Source organism: Mycobacterium sp. RTGN6 (assembly GCF_033804605.1).
Classification (GTDB): domain Bacteria; phylum Actinomycetota; class Actinomycetes; order Mycobacteriales; family Mycobacteriaceae; genus Mycobacterium.
Genome location: NZ_JAPZKZ010000031.1, coordinates 1 through 223, shown reverse-complemented (window position 1 = coordinate 223; position 223 = coordinate 1). Strand labels below are relative to the sequence as shown.

1 protein-coding gene is annotated in these 223 nt (G+C 68.2%); it reads right to left on the bottom strand.

What is annotated here, in order from left to right:
- On the bottom strand, positions 1–223 hold a 223-nt coding region (locus SLQ33_RS33530), incomplete at both ends, for an Ig-like domain-containing protein (protein ID WP_319458251.1).

The following is a 223-nucleotide window of genomic DNA, read 5'->3' as shown; positions in this document are numbered from 1 at the left end:
GACCGCGGCGACGGGGTCCTCCACATCGGTGACGGTGATGGTGACCAGTCCGGTGCTGTTGGAGGTGCCGTCGGTGACGGTGTAGTTGAACGTGTCGGTGCCGAAGAAGTTGGGGTTGGGCGCGGTGTAGGTGTAGGTGCCGTTGGCGGCCATGTTGACGGTGCCGCCAGCGGTGGTGGGTAGCGCGGCGCCGGTGGTGGTGACGGTGAGGGCTTCGCCGGGG